18 protein-coding genes and 1 tRNA gene are annotated in these 19,249 nt (G+C 65.4%); 12 read left to right on the top strand and 7 right to left on the bottom strand.

The annotated features are described in order from the left end of the window. Positions 1–139 precede the first annotated feature (139 nt). Both ACFYY8_RS10025 and ACFYY8_RS10020 read left to right on the top strand, forming a co-directional pair. Positions 140–727 carry an exonuclease domain-containing protein gene (locus ACFYY8_RS10025; protein WP_390039119.1) on the top strand — a complete coding sequence of 196 codons (588 nt, stop codon included), beginning with the start codon at positions 140–142 and terminating at the stop codon, positions 725–727. A 413-nt stretch (positions 728–1,140) separates the two neighbouring features. Further along, positions 1,141–2,121 carry a hypothetical protein gene (locus ACFYY8_RS10020; protein WP_390039117.1) on the top strand — a complete coding sequence of 327 codons (981 nt, stop codon included), beginning with the start codon at positions 1,141–1,143 and terminating at the stop codon, positions 2,119–2,121. Between the two features lie 57 nt (positions 2,122–2,178). Here the strand turns inward: ACFYY8_RS10020 and ACFYY8_RS10015 are convergent, their stop codons facing one another. The 4 genes from ACFYY8_RS10015 to ACFYY8_RS10000 form a co-directional block, all read right to left on the bottom strand. After that, a complete protein-coding gene (locus ACFYY8_RS10015; protein WP_390039115.1) occupies positions 2,179–3,117 on the bottom strand; it encodes a PaaX family transcriptional regulator C-terminal domain-containing protein in 939 nt (312 codons plus the stop codon). A gap of 168 nt (positions 3,118–3,285) precedes the next feature. Then, a complete protein-coding gene (locus ACFYY8_RS10010; protein WP_390039113.1) occupies positions 3,286–4,470 on the bottom strand; it encodes a saccharopine dehydrogenase family protein in 1,185 nt (394 codons plus the stop codon). Next, positions 4,463–5,887 carry a flavin-containing monooxygenase gene (locus ACFYY8_RS10005; RefSeq protein WP_390039111.1) on the bottom strand — a complete coding sequence of 475 codons (1,425 nt, stop codon included), beginning with the start codon at positions 5,885–5,887 and terminating at the stop codon, positions 4,463–4,465. The genes ACFYY8_RS10010 and ACFYY8_RS10005 overlap by 8 nt, the downstream gene beginning before the upstream one ends. A 167-nt stretch (positions 5,888–6,054) precedes the next feature. Further along, complete coding sequence (locus ACFYY8_RS10000; RefSeq protein WP_390039109.1) at positions 6,055–7,083, bottom strand: alpha/beta hydrolase family protein; 1,029 nt, start codon at positions 7,081–7,083, stop codon at positions 6,055–6,057. Positions 7,084–7,376: 293 nt separating this feature from the next. Between ACFYY8_RS10000 and ACFYY8_RS09995 the strand changes: the two genes are divergently transcribed. The 3 genes from ACFYY8_RS09995 (at position 7,377) to ACFYY8_RS09985 (ending at position 12,314) form a co-directional block, all read left to right on the top strand. Beyond that, positions 7,377–7,700, top strand: coding sequence for a hypothetical protein (locus ACFYY8_RS09995; RefSeq protein WP_390039107.1), 324 nt, complete (start codon positions 7,377–7,379; stop codon positions 7,698–7,700). Positions 7,701–8,311: 611 nt separating this feature from the next. Beyond that, the gene (locus tag ACFYY8_RS09990; RefSeq protein WP_390039105.1) at positions 8,312–9,475 is read left to right on the top strand and encodes a pentapeptide repeat-containing protein; all 1,164 of its coding nucleotides are present in this window, start codon (positions 8,312–8,314) and stop codon (positions 9,473–9,475) included. A gap of 1,108 nt (positions 9,476–10,583) precedes the next feature. Next, the gene (locus tag ACFYY8_RS09985; RefSeq protein WP_390039103.1) at positions 10,584–12,314 is read left to right on the top strand and encodes an AIPR family protein; all 1,731 of its coding nucleotides are present in this window, start codon (positions 10,584–10,586) and stop codon (positions 12,312–12,314) included. Between the two features lie 289 nt (positions 12,315–12,603). On the opposite strand, the gene ACFYY8_RS09980 is transcribed toward ACFYY8_RS09985, so the two are convergent. Both ACFYY8_RS09980 and ACFYY8_RS09975 read right to left on the bottom strand, forming a co-directional pair. Further along, entirely contained in the window at positions 12,604–13,317 is a 714-nt protein-coding gene (locus ACFYY8_RS09980; protein ID WP_390039101.1) for a creatininase family protein, read from the bottom strand. Beyond that, on the bottom strand, positions 13,314–14,633 hold the full coding sequence (locus ACFYY8_RS09975; protein WP_390039099.1) for a helix-turn-helix domain-containing protein: 1,320 nt from the start codon (positions 14,631–14,633) through the stop codon (positions 13,314–13,316). Before ACFYY8_RS09975 ends, ACFYY8_RS09980 begins: the two co-directional genes overlap by 4 nt. Before the next feature lie 143 nt (positions 14,634–14,776). Between ACFYY8_RS09975 and ACFYY8_RS09970 the strand changes: the two genes are divergently transcribed. From ACFYY8_RS09970 to ACFYY8_RS09955, 4 genes are all read left to right on the top strand, one after another. After that, positions 14,777–14,956 (top strand): hypothetical protein, encoded by a 180-nt coding sequence (locus ACFYY8_RS09970; protein WP_390039097.1) that lies wholly within the window; start codon positions 14,777–14,779, stop codon positions 14,954–14,956. Continuing rightward, positions 14,956–15,318 (top strand): hypothetical protein, encoded by a 363-nt coding sequence (locus ACFYY8_RS09965; RefSeq protein WP_390039095.1) that lies wholly within the window; start codon positions 14,956–14,958, stop codon positions 15,316–15,318. Before ACFYY8_RS09970 ends, ACFYY8_RS09965 begins: the two co-directional genes overlap by 1 nt. Next, a complete protein-coding gene (locus ACFYY8_RS09960) occupies positions 15,315–15,599 on the top strand; it encodes a hypothetical protein (protein WP_390039093.1) in 285 nt (94 codons plus the stop codon). The genes ACFYY8_RS09965 and ACFYY8_RS09960 overlap by 4 nt, the downstream gene beginning before the upstream one ends. Positions 15,600–15,701: 102 nt before the next feature. After that, a complete protein-coding gene (locus ACFYY8_RS09955) occupies positions 15,702–16,220 on the top strand; it encodes a tyrosine-type recombinase/integrase (protein WP_390039091.1) in 519 nt (172 codons plus the stop codon). A gap of 81 nt (positions 16,221–16,301) precedes the next feature. On the opposite strand, the gene ACFYY8_RS09950 is transcribed toward ACFYY8_RS09955, so the two are convergent. Next, a tRNA-Gly gene (locus ACFYY8_RS09950) sits at positions 16,302–16,375 on the bottom strand. A gap of 99 nt (positions 16,376–16,474) precedes the next feature. Between ACFYY8_RS09950 and dcd the strand changes: the two genes are divergently transcribed. From dcd to ACFYY8_RS09935, 3 genes are all read left to right on the top strand, one after another. Further along, the gene (gene dcd, locus ACFYY8_RS09945; RefSeq protein WP_390039089.1) at positions 16,475–17,050 is read left to right on the top strand and encodes a dCTP deaminase; all 576 of its coding nucleotides are present in this window, start codon (positions 16,475–16,477) and stop codon (positions 17,048–17,050) included. Positions 17,051–17,498: 448 nt separating this feature from the next. Further along, on the top strand, positions 17,499–18,116 hold the full coding sequence (locus ACFYY8_RS09940; protein WP_352014610.1) for a DUF47 family protein: 618 nt from the start codon (positions 17,499–17,501) through the stop codon (positions 18,114–18,116). Beyond that, positions 18,117–19,121: an anion permease gene (locus ACFYY8_RS09935; RefSeq protein WP_390039087.1), complete on the top strand. Its 1,005-nt coding sequence runs from the start codon at positions 18,117–18,119 to the stop codon at positions 19,119–19,121. Positions 19,122–19,249: the final 128 nt, after the last annotated feature.

Raw genomic sequence — 19,249 nt, 5'->3', positions numbered from 1 at the left:
CTCACTCCTGCGCTCACCTTGCCGCGCTGGCCCTCGACATCGACAAGTTCCGCCGTCCGGCGCCCGACCACTCCTACCGCCTGAACCGCGGTGGAAACTGAGGTGCCAGAACCGGGCACACACCCTTAACTTCGGTCCCATGCGCCACGAATCCGTCCTGCTGAACGTCATCGATGTGGAAGCCACCTGCTGGGACGGACAGCCGCCGCCCGGTTCTGTGAACGAGATCATCGAGATCGGTCTCACCGTCGTGGACGTGTCGGCACGGCGCCGCGTGTCCCGGCATCGTGTCCTGGTCCGTCCTGTCCGGTCGGCGGTGAGTGACTTCTGCACCGAACTGACCGGCCTGACGCAGGCCGAGGTGGAACGGGGCGTCACCTTCGCCGAGGCATGCCGGATCCTCGTCGAGGAGTACGAGGCCGGGAGGCGTCCCTGGGCGAGCTGGGGCGAGTACGACCGTCGGCAGTTCGCTCGGCAGAGCCGGGCCGATGGGGTGGCCTACCCGTTCGGCCATCCAACGGAACGCACCCACACGAACGCCAAGGCCGTGTTCGCCGCGGCGTACGGGCTGCGCAAGAAGCCCGGCATGGACCACGCTCTACAGATCGCCGGGCTGCCGCTCGAAGGACGCCACCACCGCGGCGAGGACGACGCGTGGAACATCGCGGCACTCGTTCTCGATCTGTTGGGCCGCGGGGCGTGGCCGGTCACGGCCACGGTCGCCTAGAGAAGTGCCTCCACCACCGAGCCCAAAGACGCATCGGGCCGCCCAGGTCCGCCGCCGGGACGCGTACGGTCGCCCTGCCCATGGCGGAGGCCGGGCCGGTCCACGACCCTGATCCCAGGACGAGCCGGCACCGTGGTCGTCGTCCCGCTGAGCGGCTTCTCCCGTGCCGGCCGTACGGCGGTGGCCGAGGAGGGGCGCGCCGGCCGCGTTCCTCTCCGGCGGCGACAGCGCTCACGTGCGAATCACCCCTCAATGAGCCCGCTAAAGCGCGGCGCGTCGGTGCCCCCACCGCAGTAAAAGGAGAAAATCGATGCCTCAGTCGTTCTCGTTTGCGAAACTGGTACGCTGCGGAGATTCTTGAAGATCATTCGATCGGATGTCGAAGTTCCGATCCGTACCGAAGGAATAAACCGATGCGCCGTTTACCGGCTCTCTTATCCGTCGTACTTATCGGCCCGGCGGCGACGCTCACCGTCCCGGCCGCGGCTGAAGCCGCCGTTCCCGATGTGGTTCGAGCCGTGCAGAACCAGCTCGCCAAGGGCGCAAGTGTGAAGTTCACGCAGTACGGACAAGTCTACTTCGGTGCCAGAAACAAATACGACAATCACCAGGCCCGCGTGTTCCGCTTCCAACTGATAAAGAACGGGACGTTGCTTCTGGGCAGGCGTGGAGTCGTCGCGGCGGGCATTACGCGCCGGGTGGAGTTCAACCGCCATCTGCTCCCGCTCGCCGAGGAACATGCCGCCGAAGGCGATCTGGTCTCGCGAAGCCTGATCGCACAGACCCGGCCGCACCGCTGGGTCAACACGAACGGCCGGTTCTACAGCACGGGGCGTCTGTGGACCGCCGGCCTGCCCAAGGGAAGGACATGGGCGGAGCGTGGCAAGTACACCGCCGGAGCCACGGCCTTCAGCGATCAGATCATCAACGTCTTCGAGACCGCGACGCTCAAGGCGCTGATCGCCGACGCCGACGAGCGGAAGTACAACCTGCCGGACCCCTCCGGCAAAACCCCCGACCTCAAGGTGACCGGGTTCTACGCGGGCACCATCACGTTCGCCGAACTTTACAAACTCTCACCCACATTCCGCGAAGTGGCTGGAAGAACACCCGATCCGAGTTATGCGAACCTGGTCCTGGGGTGGCGCATCGTCTTCGACAGGCGAGGTCTTCCCTTCAAGGTCACCTCGGACTGGAGCACTCAGGAAAAGAAAAAACCGTACAGCGACGGCGGTGCCGCCATCGATATCCAGTCCTGGGACGCGGCCACGACCGTAACGGCGCCCAAACCGGCTCAGACCGCTGTTGTTCGCGCTCCTGTCGGCGGCCTGCCCGAGCTCGACGACATGGCGGAATTCATCAGGGAAGACGCTCGGCCGACCGTCGGACAGTGAGGTCGGGGAGCCTGGTCATAGGGCCGCTGTGAACCGCCACCATTTTCGTCAGGCCGGTCAGCCAGGCACGCCGGGAGGGCAGGGCGCAGACAACCCCCGATGGATCTCGGCGGAGGTCGTCGTGGAGGTGTCATGACGGCTTACGTCGCCGTAGAGCCTGAACAGGCGGATGCCGCTGTCGTCCTGGCCGCTCTGCTCCTCCAGCAGTGACCAGCAGCGCGCGGTCAGGGCACGGGCCCGGGCGCCGGGCCAGGACCGGGGGAGAAGTTCGGGAGGCAGGAGCGGGTCCGCCTCCATCGCCCGGGTGAACTCCGCGGCCAGTTCCACCGCGATGGTCAGCCGCTGCGCCCCGGACAGGCCGGCGGGACCCTCGATGAGCGCGAGCCGGGGCTCCGCCACCGCGGCGAGCCGGTCGTAACGTTCGGCGATCTCGTCCAGCGGCCACATGGCGCGGGTGAGCGTGGCGGGATCGGTCTCCTCGCCGCGGCGGAGATCCCGGGTGGTCAGGAAGGTGACGTGATCGAGGATGTCCAGGCGGCGGGCGTGCTCCTCGACGTACGGCTCCCACGGATTGGCGCTGAGGTAGAGGCCCCCGTGGACGGCGGCGCCACCGAGGAAGGTGAGGGCGGCGCGCAACGCGTCGCGGGCGGGCCGCGCGCTTTCCGGTACGGCGAAGCCGACGAGGTGCCAAGCGCCGTCCCAGGGGGCGAGCCCGGCGTCCTGGCGGAAGGCGTGGGTGACGAACTCGACGTCGAGACCCAGCGCGCGTTCGGCGCTGCCGGTGGCGCGCAGGATCGCCTTGCGCCCTCGTCCCTCCTGGACGAAGCGTCCCTCGGCGACCAGGCGTTTGACGCACAGGCGAACCTGCTGGTCGTTCATGTCCAGCAGGTTCGCGGTCGCGTAGAGGTCGCCGGCGTCGACCGTGAGGTCGGTGCGGACGAGCGCTTCGACGAGCATCCGGGTGGGGACGTGGACGTCCATGCTGTGGGCCTCCAAGGGAACTATCGTATTGATTTCGATAGTCGAATGTATGGAAGAGGACGCGTCGGGCGCCGATGACCCGTGTCGCCGCGTTCGCCCGGTCCGCTCATGATCGCGGCGAAGCCTGGCGGAGCGGCTCCCACCCGGAGGCGACCTCGCCGCGAATGACCTGATCGATGCCGGTCATGGGGCGCGGTCCACCCTGACGACCTCGTCGCGGCCGGTGCGGGGCGGGTCGCAGCAGGCGGCCAGCTCGTCGAAGTATCTTTCCGGGTCGAGTACGGCGTCCGGCGGGTGGACGCCGAAGGCGCGCACCGTGCCGTCGAGGATCTGTGCCGCCGTGAGGAACAGCGGGATCCCGGTCATCCTGGCCATCCCGCGCGGTGAGGCGATCAGCCTCGCGCCGATCCGGTACGGCCGGCCGTACCGGAACCCGGTGGCCAGCGCGAAGAAGGGGGGAAGCGAGCCGGGGCCGCGTAGCGAGAGCCGGTGCATGATCGAGCGAACGGAACGGGCGGCGGTCGGGGTCTCGATCGCGACGGCGGCCTCTTCCAGGGAGAGCTTTCCCCGGTCGACCTCCTCGCGCAGGACCATCAGGTAGGCGGCCGTCTCCGGCTTGACCACCATGACGCAGGCGGAGTCGCGGGTGATCGAGCAGGTCGCCGGGAGAGTCAGCGGTTCGGGATGGCCGACGGTGTAGACGGTGCCGGTGCCCAGCCCGGGGTAGTCGAGCCGGACGGGTTCGAGCGGCGGGCGCTCGGCGGGTTCGCCGTTCGCCCAGATCCTGATTTTTCCGGACAACTGTTGCATCCAGTGGACGAGAGCGGCCGAGGCTCCGCCGGTCGAGCTGTCAGCGGAGTCGTCTCCGACGAACGGGACGTCCACCGGCCAGGCGGTGAAGACGTCTTCGACGGTGTCCAGTTCGCGGCTCGCCAGTGCGGCCAGCATGTTGCTGGTGCCCGGGCTGGCCCCGGCTCCGATCACGGCGATCACACCCGCCTTCCGTGCCTCGGCGTCCATGGCGAGCATGTCCAGCGTCGGCTCCCAGTCGTCGCAGATGTCGGCGTAATGGGTACGGCTCTCGATCGCCGCCCGCAGGATCGGCACGCCGAGCCGGAAGAAGGGACCGGTGGTGTTGAGAACCAGGTCGGCATCGTGGAAGAGCTCTCGGAGCCGTACCGGATCCGAGGCGTCGGCCTGCGCGACCGAGACACCCGGGAGCCGGGCGGCCAGGCGTTCGGCGGCGGCGGTGTCGCGGTCGGCGATCACCAGTTCCGTGATGTCCGCGCGCCCGGCGAGCGCCTCGACGACGGGTCTGCCCATCGCTCCGGCCCCGCCCAGCGCGACCACACGGTATTTCTCACCCATCGAAGACCATCCCCTTATGGACGTCGAGGAACGCCGACCTCAGCCGGTCGATCAGGTAGTTCTGACCGGCCGTCCACGGCTCGCGATCGCCCTGCCGGGGGAACAGGTCGGCGGCGCGCAGGATGTAGGTGGAGGTCAGGCCGAGCAGCGGGCGGCGGGCGCCGTCGCGAGGGAAGACGGGCATCGCGGTGGTCAGGCCGCGCCGCCTCATGTGGTCCAGCAGCCGGACGACGTAGCGGGAGGACAGGTCCGCCCGCAGCGTCCACGACGCGTTGGCGTACCCGACGCAGAAGGCCAGGTTGGGTACGCCGCTCAGCATCAGCCCGCGGTAGGCGGTGGTCTCGGCCAGGTCGACCGCGAGACCGTCCACCGACACCGCGATCCCGCCGAGGGGGACCAGCGACAGACCCGTCGCGGAGACGACCACGTCCGCCTCCAGCGTCCGCCCCGACTCCAGCTCGATCCCGTGTCCGGTGAAGCGGGCGATCCGGTCGGTGACCACCGACACCCGCCCGGCGGCCACGTCCAGGAAGAGGTCGCCGTTGGGGACGACGCACAGCCGCTGGTCCCACGGCTGGTACCGAGGCGTGAAATGCCGGTCGAGGTAGGCGGGATCGGGCAGGAACCGGAGGATGCCCTTGCGCAGGTACCGCTTGGTCTGCTCCGGGTAGCGCCTGCTCAGCCAGTAGGCCAGCTGGCCGCTCAGCACGTTCTTGGCGCGAATCAGCGTGTGGGCCCGCGGCGCGGGCAGCAAGCGGCGCAGCAGGTCGGCCGCCGGATCCACGTCGGGCAGGGAGGCCAGGTACGTCGGCGAGCGCTGCAGCATCGTGACGTGGCCCGCCTGCCTGGCCAGCGCCGGCACGAGCGTGACCGCGGTGGCCCCGCTGCCGATCACCACGACCTTCTCGCCGGCGACGTCGAGGTCGTCCGGCCAGAACTGCGGATGCACGAACCGGCCGCCGAAATCCGCGATGCCCTCGAACTCCGGCTGATGGCCGTGGTCGTAGTCGTAGTAGCCGGCGCAGACGTACAGGAACGAGCACGTCCACGTCTCGCCTTCGGTCTTCACCGTCCACCGGCTGTCCTCCCGGGACCAGTCGGCGGAGAGCACCTTGGCCCGGTAGTGGATGTGCCGGTCGATGCCGTGGTCGCGGACGGTGTCCTCGATGTAGCGGCGGATGCTGTCGCCGTCGGCCAGCGATTTCTTCCCCCGCCACGGCTGGAAGGCGTAGCTGAGGGTGAAGATGTCCGAGTCCGACCGGACCCCCGGATAACGGAACAGATCCCAGGTGCCGCCGGGGCGGTCCCTGGCCTCCAGGACCGCGTACGTCCTTCCTGGCCGCCGCTGGATGTGCCAGGCCGCGCCGACGCCGGAGAGACCGGCTCCGATGATCAGTACGTCGACATGCCGCGTCATGGCGTCGAGTCCGGCGAGACGATGTCCCACGTGCCGAACGGGGCCGGCCCGGGGTCGACGACGGTGAGCCTGTCGTCACGGTGCAAGAGATCTCCCTTCGAGAGCGGGGAGAACCAGAGATCGGTGATCGTGGAGGAGAACAACCGCTGTGCTTTCTGCCCAGGTGGTCAGCGTCCGTGCCTCTTCACATATTCGGTGAGCGAGTCGAGGTAGCCGGGCACGTAGAGCGAGCGGGGTGCGGCGACGTACACGATCACACCCCAGACGCTGTCAGGGGTGTCCAGTTCGTATTTGACCGCGTTGTGGGAGCCGTCCCGGAGCTTCTCGACCGTGAGCAGGTCCCGGGGGATGCCCGCACGATAGGCGGCCTCGGTCTCCTTGACGTCGACGTTGCGGTCGTGGTCCCCGAGCAGGAGAAGAGTCGGGGTGCGTACCTTCGGAAGCTGGTCCGTCACATCGGCGCGGAAGTTCTGGAGAACGAACCCCCACCGGTCCTTGCTCATCGGCGGGTTGTCCAGCCCGGACGCGAGGTACTTGTCGTACCCGGCACCTTCCTTCAGAAGCCGGATCTGGGCGGCACGCCGGCGGAGTTCGGCGTCGAGCTCGCCGTCCGGCGCACCCTGATTCCGGAGTTCCGCCCGCAGGTTGTACTCGCCCTGCCGCAACCAGTTCACCGCCGCCCCGACCAGGATCATGAAGCGCAGATCGGTACGGTCTCCCGCCACCTTGGGCAGCACCCAGCCACCCTGGCTGATCCCCCACACGCCCAGCCGATTCGGGTCGATCTCCGGTTGCCTCTTCGCCCAGTCCAGCGCGGCGTCGACCTCCGCACTGCGATCGCTCATGCTCTGGTGGAGCCAGTTCCCCGGCGCGCCGTCGACGCCGGGCTTGTTCCAGGACAGCGAGGCGTATCCGGCACGTGCGAACGCCTCCCAGATCGGCCGGTAGGCCCCATCCCTGGAGGCGTCCGCCTCGCCGTCCCCGTGAGCGAAGACGACCAGTCCCCGCGGCCCCTTCCCCTCCGTCGGCAGCGCGAGCACCGCCTTCAGCGGCTGTTTCGGTCCGGGGATGGTCACCTGCACCTCGCGCACGGCGAAATCGTTCTGCACGACGATCCACCCACCGACCCCGACAACCAGGACAAGCACGCAGGCGAGGGCGATCCAGAGCGGTTTGACCCACTTTCTTGCACTCATGAAACGATCGTAACAGATACGATCGTAAGCACAACGATCGAAACTTGATCGTACGGGTCCCGCGGCATCGGCGCCCGCCTCGGAAACGGATAGGCCGTGATCAGGCGAGACGTGATCACGACGTTCCGCCGCCCCGTCGGCACGGCTTTCGTTCGGCGGCCCGCGAACGTGCGTTTCGCGCATGGTCGCCGCTCCGGGCGCGTGCCTGAACCGCCGCGACACCCCGTTGCGAGGCCGCCTTGGACGGTGCCCTTGCCGATCACCCAGGAGACCACCGTGAACACCATCGCCCCGTGCCGCCGTACGAGGAACCGCTGGAAGCCCACCGGGCCGGCGGCGTCGCCACGTTCAACGACAACGTCATGAAACCGGGCGTCTTCGGCGCGAACCGCAGCCACAGGCTGATGGCGACCCACGCCGAGACGCCGTACGAGCTGAGCCGGCGGCACACCCGGCGGATCGCCCAGATCGCCGACCGGCCCGGCTTCGAGGCGATGCTCCCGGCCGCCAGGTATCGAGGGACGGGCAGGGAGACCGTCTTCGGTCGCCAAATAGCGAACGGCACTCTGTTGGCGCTTACGTCCCTCGGCAGTCGTAATAGGAGAGGACGTCGTTGATGAGCGTACGGAGGGAGCCTCCGCCAGACAAAGGGGCGGCGGGCGTCTGCCTCAGAGGTGGGTGACCATCCTGGCTGTCTCGTCTGCGATCGCCGTCGCTGCGGGGTTCCTGACCAACCCCATGGTCGGAGTGCCCGTCTGGCTCGCGGCGATCGGCTTGCCGCACCAGATCATGGACCGAGGTCGCGAAATGGAGGGTCGCCGTGAGCGGTGGACATGATGACCGGCGGCCCTCCGTGCCAAGAACAACTGATCTGGCACGCGAGTGAGAAACGTCTCAGGAAACAACGAAGGCCCAGATCGGGAATCCATCCCTGAGCTGGGCCTTCATAAGTGGAGCAGGTGACGGGAATCGAACCCGCGCTGTCAGCTTGGGAATCGGCTGCCGGTGTGGGTGGGCTGAGCTGGGAAAACGGGGGCGCAGGTCAGGGTGGGTCGAGTGACCGCGGTTCCCCGTCTGTTCTGGCACGGATCTGGCACGAGGTCTCAATGTCGAGCAGCTTTCGACGCCGACGAAAGTCGAGGCCCATTCAAACCCGTGCAAGTGGAGCGTCTTTGCTCCAAACCGTGCACCTTGATCGTCTTTTGGGCGACGCCTAGGCTCTCGTGCCATGGAGATGGGAAGGCCGAACCGCAGCCGCCGACCGTGGCGCGACCGCCTGGTCAGGCGTCGTGTGATCACAGTCCTCCTGCTGGGGGCCACGGGGCTGGCCGTTTTGGGTACGGTGCTCGTCGTCCTGCCGGGTGGGTTGGTCGCCCACGACCTCGCCGGGGAGACTGTCGCCGCGCAGGACCGGCTGAAAGCCGTGAACGACGTCCGCACGACACTTGTGCAGGCTGTCGGCGGCATGGTCCTGCTGTTCGGTGCGTATGCCACCTGGCGGCAACTGCGAGTCAGCCAGGACGGCTTGCGCGCCACCCAGGAGGGCTACATCACCGACAGGTTCAGCCGGGCCGTCGACCAGCTCGGCAGCGACAAATTGGAGACACGCATCGGCGGATTGCACGCGCTGTGGCGGATCGCGGAGCACTCCGCTCGCGACCGTGAGGCCGTCATCTCCATCAAAGCTGCTTACCTGCGCACGCACCTGCCGTGGCCGCCCACCGAGCCGGAAGCACCGACGGCGGACACGCCCATCAACGACGTCGTACCGCTGGAGGTCCGCGCAGCCGACGCCCAGGTGGCGCTGACCGGCCTCGGCATGTTGTGCCAGCATCGAGAGCAGCCCTGGGTCAACCTCAGCGTTACCGACCTGCGCCGGGCCGACTGCGACGGGCTCTGGCTGCCCGGGGTCAACCTGGATCGCTCCTGCATGGAGGCGGCGGGCCTCTACCATGCCAACCTGACGCAGGCCTCCCTCGTCTCGGTCAACCTGCGGCACGCCGACCTCAAGACCGCGATCCTGCGCCGTGCCCGCTTCGCTCTGGCCGACCTGCGAGGCGCCCGGTTGGTCGAAACCAACGTGCGCGACGCGGACTTCACCGAGGCCGATCTCCGCGAGGCGAACCTGCGCAAGGCCGACGCGGGCGGCGCTGTCTTCCGCCGCGCCGACCTGCGCCTAGCGGACCTGCGTGGGACCGATCTGAGTACGGCCGACCTTCTCCAGGCACGTCTGACCGGTGCGGTGGCCAGCGAGCACACTCGCTGGCCCGTCGGCTTCGACCACGCGGCCGCCGGCGTCGTCCTTGCCGATGATCCTGGCCCCGAACCCCTTCCCCTACTTCAGCCGCCGGGGATAACGACGCAGCACCCGTCTCTACGGTCCATACCGTGATCCAGGGGCCGCAGGTGAAGGCTGTTGGGAAGATCCTGGCTGACGCTGCTTCTCGGAGAAACGACGGCGACGGTCCACCACTCATGGAAGGCAAGACCAACTGATTCGCACGTAAGTGAGGAACGCCTCAGGCGACAATCACGGCTAGTTCAGGGAATCCAGCCCCGAACTCAGATCTTCGTGAGTGGAGCGGGCGACGGGAATCGAACCCGCGCTGTCAGCTTGGGAATCGACTACTGGCGTTGGCGGGCTGAGCTGGGAGAACGGGGGTGCGGGTCAAGGGGGGCGAGTGTCCGTGAGTCCCCATGAGTGACTGCGGTTCCCCGCCTGTTCTGGCACGGATCTGGCACGCGATCAAAGCGCTGACCATGTTCCTTGTTGCGGCGTTGTGCCCGGCTGCTCGGTGGGCCAGGACTGAGGAACGAAGTCCTGGACCGTCAATCGCCCCCAACCCTGCACGGCGATCAACCACCGCAAGGCGATCGTAAGGGTGGTACCGCTTCGGTAGCGGTTTTCATGAGGACTATGTTCCGAGCGAGGGCAGGAGCTCTGACCGGAGCGCGGACCTCTCCCTAGGCCTCAAGTGCAAAAGATCATCTGCGCATATCCTGTAACAGCTATCAACTGCCTTCGATGTGCCGAGAATAGTTCCGTAGTCGACATAGTCGACAGAGGAGGCGTACACGCGAGAGGCCGTACCGAAGAGCATAAGAGCGCATCGTGCTTTGGGATGTGCATCTGATGACTTCAGCAGGTCAGCGTGCCGTGGAGAAAATTCAGAAGGCGAGGTTCTGTTAAGAAAGTTTCTTATCTATAAGATGGAGAACTCCTTACGCGTTTAAGGCCGTTTTCCTGCCGCACCCCTGGGCTTCGCTGGAGAGCCGTCGAACGTAGCGCAGTGGATAGAGGGTCTGGAACCCCTCTCAAAGCCGTCTGATCCAGGAAGGTGGGCAGCCACTTTCCCACATCCCCTCACCTGCACAGGTCCACTAGGTCAAGGAAGAGAAGTAGCGCATAGCCGAGACAGGAAGGACTTCTTGGACTACCCTTGTACCTCCTCGGTCAACCGCTGGTCCTATCGGCGCCAATCAGCTCAGGGAGATTTTCAGTGCCAGCACCGCAGACAAATGCTCGTACGCTACTCATGAGAATCTTTGAAAGCTGGCATGAAGAAAACGTGGCGCATTCGTCTCCGGACACTGCATTTGAAATTTTCGCATCCGAGCTTTCACTGCGTCCCTATGGGCTTGGTTTGGAAAATATTCAAGATGGAATCGTCGGGGCTGGGCAAGATGGCGGCATCGATTCTGTTTTCAGCTTCTGGGACGATAATCTCTTAGATGAAGACTCAGAGATATTTTCCGAAGCAAGACGCCCGAGCGAATTCCCCCAAGAGCGCCTTCTCGAGCTCTGGGTGATCCAAGCAAAACGAAGCCCATCGTTCGAAGAGGGGGCTTTGGACAAGTTGGAAAATACGCTCCGAAGGCTTCTTGATTTAAGCCAAGATATCGAGGTCCTAAAAGGGCTTTACAACGATACCTTGCTTTCTCGTGTTGATCTGTTTCGGCGGGCCTGGGAGAAGTTGCTCGTTCGTAGGCCAAAAGTCGCAGTGAACGTTGTATATGCAACTCCAGGAGACCGCCAGGGGGTGAACCCTCAAGTTCTAATTAAGCTAGGGATGTTCCAGAGAACTGTTTCCGAACTTCTTCCACCCGACTCTGAAGTCGACTGCCTTCTTTTTGGGGATCGGGAGCTTCTCGCCCGGTACAACGAAAAACCGACGTACTCGCTCCCGATGCGTTTCCAGGAGAACGCAACCAGCGGTGACTCGCATGTCGCCCTAGTTACCCTCAAGGACTACTTCAGCTTGATTACGGACGAGAATAAGAAACTGCGCAGATATCTCTTCGATTGGAACGTTCGAGACTATCAGGGTGCGGTAACCGTAAATCAAGAGATTAGGCGAACTCTCGAAAACCCAGAGAGCCCGGAATTTTGGTGGCTAAATAATGGTGTTACCATTATTTGTAGCGAGGCAATAACGGGCGGGAAAACATATTCCCTGACCGACATTCAGATCGTCAATGGGTTACAGACAAGCCACACGATTTATGAGTCCCTCAGAGATAACCCGGACATAGAGATTGGGAGTCGGATGATTCTAGTCCGAATCATCTCTACGACGGATCGTAAGACTCGAGATCAAGTAATTCGCGCCACCAATCGACAGACCCCAGTTAATGATGCCTCTCTGCGTGCCACTGATGAGATTCAGCGGAATATAGAAGACTATTTTCTTGTCAACGGATGGTATTATGACAGGAGAAAGAACTTCTACAAAAATGAAGGAAAAGATCCGGCAAAGATCATCGGTATCCCTCTTCTTGGGCAGGCCCTTACAGCGATGGGGCTATGTCGACCAGATAAAGCGCGCGGCAAGCCGTCCTCTTTGTTGAAAAACGATGACGACTACCTGATGGTTTTTAACTCCAACGTGAATCTCAGCGTATTCTTGTGGGCCGCCAAGACGCAGCGTACGGTGGATGTATTTCTGCATTCGGAGCATGCAAATGCTACGCAAGCGCAGCGCAATAACTTGAAGTTCCACTTGTCCATGCTCGTTGCAGTTGAGCTGGCAAATGCTCGCATTAACAGGCCGCAGCAATTGGAGCAAGTAGCGAAGCTTAACCATCCGCTGGATGCGGAATTCCTGGAGCGACGTCTTGATGTGCTCAAAGAGTACACTCAAGCCTTCCTTGGCTCAGGAAATACGACCCTAGAGAAAGCTGCAAAGAATCAACAGTTCACAAATTACATCCTTGCACGCCTTGGTTTTTGATGCTGCTAGTGCATGAGCATTGATTTGGTTGCCCCGGCCACCTGATGCTGTGGGGGTCAAGGTAGGTAACCGGAGCGACCTGGTAGGCGGTGCGGCGGCCGATGGGCAGGTGCGGCGGGCGGGTGGTACGGCGGGCGGCCCGTGGTCCCGCCGCCAGCCGAGACCGGCGCCCACGCCGCACGCTCGGGCGGCGGGCCGTGCGGCGGCGCGGCGCGCCGCCGCTTGATACCCATAAGAACAATTCGGCAGTGTCCGCGCTACGTGATCGCGATCGCTCCGCGCCCAGTACTCAGAGCTTGACCAACAGAGCTACCACGTCAGCGAAACTGCTGGTCAGGGAGTCGAGAACGGCCCTGCCTTTTTCGGCAGTCGCCAGAGACGGACGCCCGATGACCCCGGTTTTGGTGTAAGCCCGCATGCCCTCAGTCAGTAGATGACGGCGGTCGTCGGCGATGTGGTCAGCGTCCTCGTAGCCAGGGCGGATCACTTCAGGACAGGCGTACAGCAAGACGGAGGTCTCGATCTCTCCGGCGTGCATGTCCTCGTGCATGGAACTGACCAGCTCAGCAGCGGCCCTCGCCTCCTGCCAGTCCTCCCGATTGGGAAACAGCGCCATCGCGCGGCCTTCGGCGCTGGCCTCCTGGACGACGTTGCTCAGCACGTAGTTGCCGCCGTGCGCGTTGACCACCACCAGAGCCCGGGGGCCGGTGCGGGTGACGGAGTCGTAGACGTCGGTGATGACGGTGTGCAGGGTGCGGGCGGAGATGCTGACGGTGCCGGGCCAGGCGCTGTGCTCGTGGGAGCAGGAGATCGTGATCGGGGGCAGCAGCAGGACGGGGTAGGCGTCGGCGATCTTTCGGCAGATGAGGGTGGCGATGATCGTGTCAGTGCTAAGGGGCAGGTGGTCGCCGTGTTGTTCGAAGCTGCCGACGGGCAGGATCGCGATGGGGGCGTTGCGGTGGCGTTCCTCGGTGGTGGTCGCGGTGGGCAGCGCGTTGATCACCGTTCTCCTTCTGGTGGCCGGGGTGCGGGCAGGAAGAAGGACTCGGCGAGGAGGTCGAGTCTGGTGAGCAAGTCTGCCACGGGCCGATCCGTCGACCACCGGGACAACTGAATCCGGAGTGTGGTGAGCTGGCCGGCCACCCGGCTGGAACGCAACGCTTGGATCCGCGGGATGGCCTCCTCGGTCACGGCGCGGGCTTGGTCGCGGTCGCCTGCCATGGCGTAGGCGGTGGCCATGCGGGTCAGGAACAGGGCGTGGTCGCGGGCCTGGCTGGCGGGTGTCCACTGGGAGCGGCTGGCCTCGAAGATCGGGATCGCGGTGCTGGCCTGGCCGAGCAGGAGCCGGGTGGCTCCGGTTTCCATGGCGATGTAGGCGGGTGTGCAGTATGGCGCGCGGTCGCTGTCGGTCTGGCTCAGTCCTGCGGTGGCTTCGATGAGGGCGGTCTCTGAGTCGCGGGCGGAGTCGGTGGCTTCGCCCAGGTGGGCGTTGGCGATGGCCCGGGTGCGCAGGATGACGGCCCGTAAACGAGAGGTGAGGGCCTCGGGGGTGGTCAGGGCGGCATTGGCCAGGCCGAGACCGTGACCGTGGTCGCCGGATTCGATGGCGATGGCGCTTTTGCGCATGAGGACGTAGGAGATGACGCGCTGGTCTCCCAGCTCCATCGCGTAGTCCAGGGCTTTGTTGGTCCACATCGTGGCCTGAGAGAAATCGCCAAGGTCCTGGTGAAGCCAACCGCAGAATTCCAGCAGTTCGCTGGCGAAATTGAGCGCTTCGGCACGGTCGGCGCCTCGCGTCACCCGGCAGACGTGCCCGATCAAGGGGATCTGGCTGGTGACCGCGTTGACGAGCAGGGGCGGCCCCATGATGGCCTCGGCCTGGATGTGACCGGTGAGAACGTGCCGCAGGCCGGAGATGACGGGGCGGCTGGAGGTGCCGGTCAAGGTGGTGAGGTATTTCGTCGGCACGTCTGGTTCCGGCAGCGGGACCTGGCCGGATGGCGCGGCACCTGGCGTCGAGACCGGGCCTTTGGGGGCCAAGCCGAGGGCCATGCGGGCGGGGTCGGGCATGTTCAGGCCGTCAGCGATGCGTTCGATCACCTCGAACGAGGTGACCTGCACGGTCCCTTTCATGATCTCGCTGATCTTGCCCTGGCTGAGATTGACCGCGATGCCGATGCGGGTCTGGCTGGCTCCGGCGTATTGGCGGATAAGGCGAAAGAGATGGCCGATGTCACGTTTTCTGAGAGCCGCCAGCATTTCAGGGCGCTGCCATAGTTCCGGCAGGATAGCGACCGGTTCAGTCGCATCTGCAGGCATATGGATGCCCCCTTTGTGACCTGGGATTCTAGATATACAACGCTTCCCGTTCGGGGGTTATCCCGTCAAGGGATACAGGCCATTCGGATGGAGGATTCCGGCCCGGGATGGGTTACGTCACCCCAGGTGAAGACCCTTAATCCATGATTGGCGAGGATGCGCCGACGAGGGCGGCGGAGGAGAGGTGCCCGGCCTGTCGCGGGCGGGGCTGGCGGTGGGTTCGCCGTACCCGTGCTGAGATGGCGCTGCTGTTGGACGGGCAGGCCGTGACGCTGGTCCGGGTCGCGTGCCCGGACTGCCTGTCGGCGAGTGAGGCGGCGTGATGGGCCGCCATGACCGCCCTGTCGCCGGGCCGGGGCCGGTGGTCGGTGCGATGGAGGCGGCTCAGGAGCTGCGGCGGGAGCTGGCCGGGCTGGGAATCGCCTGTGACGTGCACGCCGGGCACTGCCTGGCCCTGGTGTCGGTCTGGTCGGGGCTGGTGGTGTGGACCGACGGCCGGACCTTCCGGTGGCGTTCCGGCCGCGACGTCATCGGCCGGGTGGTGCGGAACGGGCCGGGTTGGGACGCCTACGGGCGGGTTGAGGACCTGGCGGGTACGGCGCAGCGGGTGGCGGCCCGGTATGCCGAGCTTCGCCGCCTGACCGCGTCCACCGAGACCGCGCCGAGTAGCGGGGTTCCGCTGTGACGGTGAAGGGCGGGTGCCTGAGCCCGCACCCGGCCCGGCCGCTTGCGGACCACATGAGGCTGGTGTGGCGCAAGCCCTGCCAGGCCGAGCGGCTGCGGGTGATCGCGTGGAGCTGCGACTGCGGCCCGGTGGTGTACGAGCTGTGCCATGCCGGTGGACAGGCGTTCGTTCGCCGGACGCACCATTTCAACGGTGCCCGGATGGTGCACGAGACCTACCGGTGGCCGATCCGCAAGGGTGACGACGTGTGGAAGGCGTTGCTCAGCGGTCAGGCCCGGTAGAACGGCGTGGCGGGACGGGGTCCCCTGGTCTTGGAGGGGTCCGGGGAGCGTTACCCCTGTCCCGCCGCGCTCCTTATATTGCGCCGCCTGCGGTTGCTGCCGGTGAAGGGTTGTCACCTCGACCTCGGCGCGCGGACGGTCAGGATCGAGGCGTTGGTGGCGGAGATGAGGACGGGGGAGCTGGTCACCGGTCGTCCGAAGTCGGATGCGGGCGCTCGGATGGTCACTCTGCCAGAGATCATCATCGGTGACCTGACCTGGCACCTCCAGCGGTTCAGCGAGCCGGCACCTGACGGCCTGGTCTTCGTGGGGGAGAAGGATGCCCAGCTCCGGCGGAGCAACTTCACGAGGGTCTGGGCCAAGGTCGTCACGGAGGCAGGGATTCCGAGGATCCACATTCACGACCTGCGGCACACGGGCAACACGCTGGCGGCGATGACCGGAGCATCGCTCAAGGAGTTGATGGCGCGGATGGGCCACTCCAGCACCAAGGCGGCGATGGTCTATCTACACGCGGCCAAGGACAGGGACCGGGCCATCGCCGACGCCCTCGGAGAGATCGTTAAGGAAGGGCTCAAACTCAAGGAAGACAAGCCGTCCGCCGAGGGCAAGATCAACTGATCTGGCACGCGAGTGAGAAACGTCTCAGGAAACAAACAAGGCCCGGGTCCGGGAACCAACCGTGACCTGGGCCTTCATAAGTGGAGCGGGTGACGGGAATCGAACCCGCGCTGTCAGCTTGGGAAGCTGATGTTCTGCCATTGAACTACACCCGCAAGCGGCGAACCGCGTCCCCTACTGTAGCGGAAACTTCAGGGTGTCCGCTCACCCGTGGGCCTGCTTTCGGCGGGCGTGTGGTTGGTAGGTTGCCTCACGTGCTGCTTTCCGATCGTGACATCCTCACCGAGATCGACTCCGGCAGGGTCAGACTTGACCCCTTCCAGCCGGAGATGGTCCAGCCGTCGAGCATCGACGTACGGCTGGACCGTTACTTCAGGGTCTTCGAGAACCACAAGTATCCGCACATCGACCCGGCGGTCGAGCAGCCCGACCTGACGCGGACGGTCGAGCCCGAGGGGGACGAGCCCTTCATCCTCCATCCGGGGGAGTTCGTGCTGGCGAGCACCTACGAGGTCGTCACCCTGCCGGACGACATCGCCTCCCGCCTTGAGGGCAAGAGCTCGCTGGGCAGGCTGGGGCTGCTCACTCACTCGACCGCGGGGTTCATCGACCCCGGGTTCAGCGGGCATGTCACGCTGGAGCTCTCCAACGTCGCCACGTTGCCGATCAAGCTCTGGCCCGGCATGAAGATCGGCCAGCTGTGCATGTTCCGGCTCAGCTCGCCGGCCGAGCACCCCTACGGCTCGGAGAAGTACGGCTCGCGCTACCAGGGGCAGCGGGGGCCGACGCCAAGCCGTTCGTATCTGAACTTCCACCGAACCCCCGTCTGAGGGCGAACCTCCTGCCCGAAGGCGGACCCGCCGCCCGAAGACGTCCGAAGACGGGCCCGCTGCCTGAGGGACGTCCGAAGGTGAGCCCTCGTTCGAGGACGAGCTTTCGCCTGAAGGCGAGCTGTCGTCCGAAGACAGCCCCCATCTCAGGGGTGATGGAAATCACCTGACGGCTACAAGGCCGATACCTGGGGCGTCGGGGCGGTAACACGCTGATCACCGTCTCCCCGGGCGGCTCCATAGATGACCAGTTTCCACGTAATATGGGTCAAAACCAGCATAACGGTCATCGGAAAGATGCACCCAAGGCTCACTCAACCCGCGTGTTGCCAGGTATACGCCGGGTAGCGACAGCTGGAAGAGTAGGCGTCTAGCGGGTGAAGTTCGCATTTCCGCTGGTAACCCGTACCCTTCTCTGCGGACCATCCCCGCACATCTGGAGAACGACGTGCGCCTGCGTCTCACGCCTAGTGAGGACAGCTACTACGACTTGTTCGCCGACTCGGCGAACAACCTCGTCACAGCGTCCCGACTGCTGGTAGAGATCATCAGCGACGGGTCGGACAGGGAAGCCCTGGCCGAGAAAATGCGCGCTTGTGAGCACGCCGGTGACGAGCGTACTCACGCGATCATGAACCGGCTCAACGAGAGCTTCATCACTCCCTTCGACCGTGAGGACATCTACCGCCTCGCCTCGAACCTCGACGACGTGATGGACTACATGGAGGCCGCGGCCGACCTCATCGTCCTCTACCAGATCGACCACCTCCCCAAGGAGGTCGTCCGTCAGGTCGAGGTTCTGGAACGTGCCGCGGAGCTCACGGCGGAAGCCATGCCCCGGTTGCGCTCGATGCGAAACCTGAACGAGTACTGGATCGAGATCAACCGGCTGGAGAACCAGGGAGACCAGGTCTACCGCCGCCTGCTCGCCAAACTCTTCGGCGGCGAGTACGACGCGTTGACCGTCCTGAAGATGAAGGAGGTCATCGATCAGCTTGAGATGGCCGCCGACGCCTTCGAGCACGTGGCCAACACGATCGAGTCGATCGCGGTCAAGGAAAGCTAAGTGGACCTCACGCTCGCACTCGTCATCGGCGTGGTGGTCGTGGCGTTGGCGTTCGACTACACCAACGGTTTCCACGACGCGGCGAACGCGATCGCGACCTCGGTCTCGACGCGTGCGCTGACGCCGAGGGCGGCCCTCTTCATGGCCGCCGCGATGAACTTCCTGGGCGCCCATCTCGGCACACAGGTGGCGGCGACCGTCGGCAAGGGCATCATCGACGCCCCGAAAGGAAGCCACGGTCTGGTGATCGTGGGTTCCGGCCTGATCGGCGCGATCGCCTGGAACCTCATCACGTGGTACTTCGGTCTTCCGTCGTCGAGCAGCCACGCCCTCATCGGGGGTCTGGTCGGCTCGGCGATAGCCTCGTCGAGCGTCGTCCACTGGGACGGCGTCGTGGACAAGGTCGTCATTCCGATGATCCTGTCGCCGGTGCTCGGGTTCTTCCTCGCGGCGATCATCATGATCGCCATCCTATGGGGTTTCCGGCGTTCCCAGCCCGCCAAGACGAACCGGGGCTTCCGGCACGCGCAGACGCTCTCGGCAGCGGCCATGGCCCTCGGTCACGGCCTGCAGGACGCGCAGAAGACCATGGGTGTGATCTTCCTGGCCCTGGTGGTCGGCGGGTTCCAGCACGACGGGGACCCGATCCCGCAGTGGGTGATCCTCTCGGCCGCCACGGCCATCTCGCTGGGCACCTACGCCGGTGGCTGGCGGATCATGCGGACGCTCGGCCGCCGGATCATCGCCCTCACCCCGCCGCAGGGGTTCGCCGCCGAGTCGGCGGCGGCCGCGGTGCTCTACGTCGCGGCCCTGGGCTTCGGTGCTCCCGTCTCGACCACCCACACGATCACCAGCGCGATCATGGGCGTGGGCGCGACCAAGCGCCTGTCGGCCGTGCGCTGGGGGGTGGCGGGCAACATCGTGACCGCCTGGGTTCTCACGATCCCGGCGGCGGCACTGGTCGCGGCGCTGTCCTACTACGCGCTGCACTGGATGGTGGAGTAGGCGCGGGGGGCCCGGGGCGCCCCCCCCCCCCCCCCCGCCCGCGGGTTCATGACCTACCCCAACCACCGGGGGTAGCCCCCCCACACGGAGAGGGGGGCCCCCCCCGGGTTGGGGGCGGCGACGGACAA

The organism is Streptosporangium sp. NPDC001559, from assembly GCF_042893955.1.
Classification (GTDB): Bacteria; Actinomycetota; Actinomycetes; order Streptosporangiales; family Streptosporangiaceae; genus Streptosporangium.
The sequence above is the reverse complement of the archived record's forward strand: the minus strand, read 5'-3'. Positions and strand labels throughout refer to the sequence as shown.